At 43.5% G+C, this 230-nt stretch carries 1 pseudogene; it reads right to left on the bottom strand.

Features of this window, described 5'->3' with window-relative positions:
- Nucleotides 1–230, bottom strand: a pseudogene (locus SB660_RS24255) (ATP-dependent DNA helicase RecG); the annotation flags it as partial.

The following is a 230-nucleotide window of genomic DNA, read 5'->3' as shown; positions in this document are numbered from 1 at the left end:
CTTGTCTACCTGCTGTCAGCTCTAACTCTAGTTTAGATAATACAGAACCTAGTTGTTCTTTTTTCATCCAATGCGTTTCAATTTCTTTACGCCCTGCTGGCATTTCATCAATTAACGAGACGTCCATTTCACCAAACGCTGTAATCGCCAGTGTTCGTGGGATAGGCGTTGCCGTCATAAAGAGCACATCAGGGTTTTCTCCTTTATCACGCAAAATCCTACGTTGCTCC

The organism is Bacillus sp. SIMBA_005, from assembly GCF_046535585.1.
GTDB classification, from domain to species: Bacteria; Bacillota; Bacilli; order Bacillales; family Bacillaceae; genus Bacillus; species Bacillus pumilus.
This window is presented reverse-complemented; position numbering and strand designations above follow the sequence as displayed.